A 3,894-nucleotide genomic window follows, 5' to 3' on the forward strand; every position below is an offset into this window, starting at 1 on the left:
GTCCGGATTGACCGGGACCAGCGGCAGCGCCAACAACAATTCGTCTTCGATGACTTCCAGCAGGTTGAGCTTGCTGTCGTCGGCGATCAGCAGCGGCTCGACGTTGGGCGGCAAGGCCGCTTCATCGCGCTCGGAGCGGATCAATCCCAGCCGGCTATCAACCGCCATGGGCAGTACAAACGGCTCCAGGCTGCGCTGGCAGGTCAGCGTGACAGGAACCTGGACACGCACGTCGAGGTACGCCGTACCAAACTCGTCCCGGCCAAAATCCAGCTCGTAGTGCGCCGTCCCTTCCGTACCGGCCAAGGCCTCGCCCAATCGCTTCATGGCGACTATGGGGAACTCCCCCTGGAACGAACGCCGCGCCGAGACCATGCGCCAAGCGTCCACGGACTCTGGCAGTGTCACGGACATAGACCCGAAATCATAGGATTACAACCCATTGAAGTCAACGGGCTGGCGGGTCCGCGAGCGCTGACTTGGCCAATTTTGCCTGAACGGCCCCGGTACGGCAGACTTTGACCACCTCTCCTGCGAGCTGGCCGCCCGTGAACCCCTACCTGACGCTCGGCATCGCTGCGCTGCTGATCCTTGCCGCTGCCCTGGTCGGGGCCATCCTGGCCTATCGGCGTCGTGCCGATCGCCGGACGCTGAGCCTGCTTCAGCTGCTGGAGCTGGCCGACAAGGTGGAAGCGGATCTCAAGACCTGCCGAGCCGGCCTGCAACAGGCCCACGCCGTCATGTCGCTCAATCCGGATCTGCCCGCCAGCAGCGAACAGGAGGCGCGCCACGCGATCGACGCGGGCCTGCGCTCCCTGCTGCAACAACGCATCTGGATCCGCGACGCCGCACCGAAAGCCTCGCAGGAGGAACTCGATAGAGCCGTCGCATCCATGAATGATACCCGCGATCGCCTGCAGCCGCTGCTGGCAGCCCTGGATCGCGCCCAGCACGATCTGGACAGCGCCATGCGGGAACACCTGCGCCGCGAGCACGACGCATGAGTCTGCCCACCCTGGTGCTGGGCTCGACCTCGCGTTATCGGGCCGAACTGCTACGCCGCATCGTCGACGATTTCGAGCAACGCGCTCCCGGCACCGACGAGACCGCCCTGCCCGATGAAACGCCACGCGATCGCGCCAGTCGGCTCGCCATCGCCAAAGCGCGCGCCGCAGCCGCCGGACTGGACGATGCGCTGGTGATTGGTTCCGATCAAGTTGCCGAACTGGGCGGCATCGTGCTCGACAAACCCGGCACGGCCCAGCGCGCCCGCGAACAGCTGCTGGCGAGCTCCGGTCGCGAGGTGCATTTCCATACGGCGCTGTGCCTGCACGACACCCGCACGGGTGAGGATCGCGTGCATGTCGACCACACCGTGGTGATGTTTCGCAGCCTGACTGTGGACGAGATCGATCGCTACATCGAACGCGAGCAGCCGCTCGATTGCGCCGGCAGCTTCAAGTGCGAAGGACTGGGCATCAGCCTGTTCGAGCGGATCGACAACGAGGATCCGTCGGCCTTGATTGGCCTGCCGCTGATTGCACTTGCACGCATGCTGCGCGAAGCAGGCATCGCCCTGCCCTGACTCAGGGTTGTTCGTCGTTCGCCGCGGCGATTCGCCAAATCGGGCAGGCATCGCTGGTCGTCGCCATGGCTGGCAGCGACAACGGGACCGTTCCTGCATAAAAAGCGATCCGGCGGCGCCCGTCGAACAGATCCAGCCGCGTGAGCGGTGCTGGCTGGTTGATGCGGCCGCACAGCGCACGCAACCAGTCCGCCCGCTCATGCACGCGCAGCGCTTTTTCATCCACCGCGAGCAACATGAGTTCGCCACCATGCCTTCGGCCCAAGGCAGTTTCGTCCAGTTCCCACCAGGCCAGCTGCGGTGCGCGCCCGTGCTTGACGTTGAGTGGACTGTCGAGCACGTAGACCGGCACGCTGCCGCCCAACTGGAAATCGATTTCTGCCGCCAGCATGAAGTTGTCGGCGACCACCACGCCTGGATGCGAGGCGAGCAGTTCGCGCGCCATGTCGCCACTTTCGCGCCAGCCGACGAAACGCGCCGGGAACGCCTTGAAGCCGGCCAACACACGCGCACCGTTGTTKCTGGCGGCCAGGCCGAGATACGCAAGGCCGCCAAGCAGACCCACCGCCGCCAGCACGAACGCAGCGGTCAACCAGGCCTGGCGCCACGGCCGCCGTTCGCGCAGCAAGACAGGCAATGCGGCCAACAGCGGCAGATAGCCGGGCAAAGGCCAGTGCGCCCGAAAGCGTATGTCGTCCGCAAACAGGCCTAGCGCGAAATAGACGACGAGGAAGCAGCCGGACACGATCGCGATGAGGTCCCACGGCCGCCCCTCCTCACGACGCCGCCAGCTCACCCATGCCGCCCACAGCAGCAGCAGGTATAGCAACGGCGTGCAGGCCACCGCCTGCTCCAGCGGCTGCACCAAGGCGTCGGCATGAAATTGCCAGGGATTGCGTTCGACCAGTTGAAAGGCCAGGCCTGCAGCGTGGTGCTGCCAATTGGAAATGACCAGTGGGATCAGGCCCAGCGCAGCCACCGCCAGGGCCAGCCACAGACCTGGACGGCGCCACTGCGCCCGACCACGCGGGGTCATCACGCAAAACAGCAGGCCGGCCAACATCGGCATGGCGGCCCGGTAATGGGTCAGCCAGCACACGCCCAGCGAGAGGCCGAGCAGCAGCCAGTCGCGCAAATARTCGCGATCCAGCGCCCGCACCAGGCCCAACAGAGCTGCCATGATCGCCACGGTCAGCGGCACGTCCGGCAAGGCGAGCACGCCCAGGCTGCCCGCCAGCGGCAAGACCAGGCACAACAGGCCGGCCTGCCAGCCGGTGCGTTCGTCGAAGGCCTCGCGGGCAAAGGCGCGCACCAGCCATGGCAGGAGGCTGCCGATCAGCAGGAAAGGCCAGCGCATGCCGAACACGCCGTGCCCGGCGATGTGCTCGCCAAAGTGGATCAGCAGGGCCGTTAACGGCGGCAAGTCGCTATAGCCCCAGGCCAGGCGGCGACTCTCTTGCCAGTAAAACGCCTCGTCACCAAACGGTGACAGGCTTGCAGCAAGCATGATCTTGAGCACGCAGAGCACTGCGAAGGCGATCACGAACACCGCTCGCCAGCGCGAGAAACCCACGGCTACACTGGGGGTGTCACGCATGAGCTCTGTTCCGCATCACCCTTCCCCGCTGCCAGAAACCCATGTCCGCCATTACTCCGCTACACGAAGAATCACTACGCACGCGGCTGGAGGCCAGCATGGCCCAGGTCAATCGCGTGCTGCTTGGCAAGCCGCGCCAGGTCAAGCTGGCCTTCACCTGCCTGCTTGCTGGCGGCCATCTTCTACTGGAAGACGTGCCCGGCGTTGGCAAGACCACCCTGGCCCATGCCCTGGCCGCCAGCTTTGAGCTGGATTTCCAGCGCGTGCAGTTCACCAGCGACCTGCTGCCCTCGGACATTATCGGGGTGAGCGTCTACGAGCGCGAGACAGGGCAGTTCCGATTCCATCCCGGTCCCATCTTTACCGGCCTGCTGCTGGCCGATGAAATCAATCGCGCCACTCCCAAGACGCAGAGCGCCCTGCTCGAGTCGATGGCGGAAGGCCAGGTCACGGTGGACGGCCAGACGCATATCCTGCCGCAGCCCTTCTTTGTGGYGGCCACGCAGAATCCGCTCGATCTGGCCGGCACCTTCCCACTGCCGGATTCGCAGCTGGACCGCTTCATGTTGCGTGTGTCGCTGGACTATCCCGACGCCGCCGCAGAACGCGCGCTGCTGACCGGCAGCGACCGACGCGACCTGCTAGCCCAACTCACGCCGCAACTGGATGTGGCCGGACTGGCCGAACTGGCGCGGCGAGCGCAATCGGTGAC

Annotated in this window: 5 protein-coding genes; 3 read left to right on the top strand and 2 right to left on the bottom strand. The window is 65.5% G+C overall.

Annotated features, from left to right (window positions below):
* On the bottom strand, nucleotides 1-375 hold a 375-nt coding region (locus AC1DMG_RS20715; protein ID WP_477181023.1), incomplete at its 3' end, for a YceD family protein.
* Nucleotides 376-548: 173 nt separating this feature from the next.
* Between AC1DMG_RS20715 and AC1DMG_RS20720 the strand changes: the two genes are divergently transcribed.
* Together AC1DMG_RS20720 and AC1DMG_RS20725 are read left to right on the top strand one after the other, a co-directional pair.
* Nucleotides 549-1,004, top strand: coding sequence for a hypothetical protein (locus AC1DMG_RS20720; protein WP_441604051.1), 456 nt, complete (start codon nucleotides 549-551; stop codon nucleotides 1,002-1,004).
* Nucleotides 1,001-1,585: a Maf family protein gene (locus AC1DMG_RS20725; RefSeq protein WP_477175991.1), complete on the top strand. Its 585-nt coding sequence runs from the start codon at nucleotides 1,001-1,003 to the stop codon at nucleotides 1,583-1,585. The genes AC1DMG_RS20720 and AC1DMG_RS20725 overlap by 4 nt, the downstream gene beginning before the upstream one ends.
* A gap of 1 nt (nucleotide 1,586) precedes the next feature.
* Here the strand turns inward: AC1DMG_RS20725 and AC1DMG_RS20730 are convergent, their stop codons facing one another.
* Nucleotides 1,587-3,182: an ArnT family glycosyltransferase gene (locus AC1DMG_RS20730; RefSeq protein WP_477181021.1), complete on the bottom strand. Its 1,596-nt coding sequence runs from the start codon at nucleotides 3,180-3,182 to the stop codon at nucleotides 1,587-1,589.
* Between the two features lie 41 nt (nucleotides 3,183-3,223).
* On the opposite strand from AC1DMG_RS20730, the gene AC1DMG_RS20735 reads away from it, so the two are divergent.
* A partial coding sequence (locus AC1DMG_RS20735; RefSeq protein ID WP_477181022.1) for an AAA family ATPase occupies nucleotides 3,224-3,894 on the top strand: 671 nt, incomplete at its 3' end.

This window comes from Dyella sp. 01N36, assembly GCF_056399745.1.

Bases quoted from the DNA above. Each gene is read 5' to 3' on its own strand.
- AC1DMG_RS20725 (WP_477175991.1), top strand. From the start codon at position 1,001: ATGAGTCTGCCCACCCTGGTGCTGGGCTCGACCTCGCGTTATCGGGCC.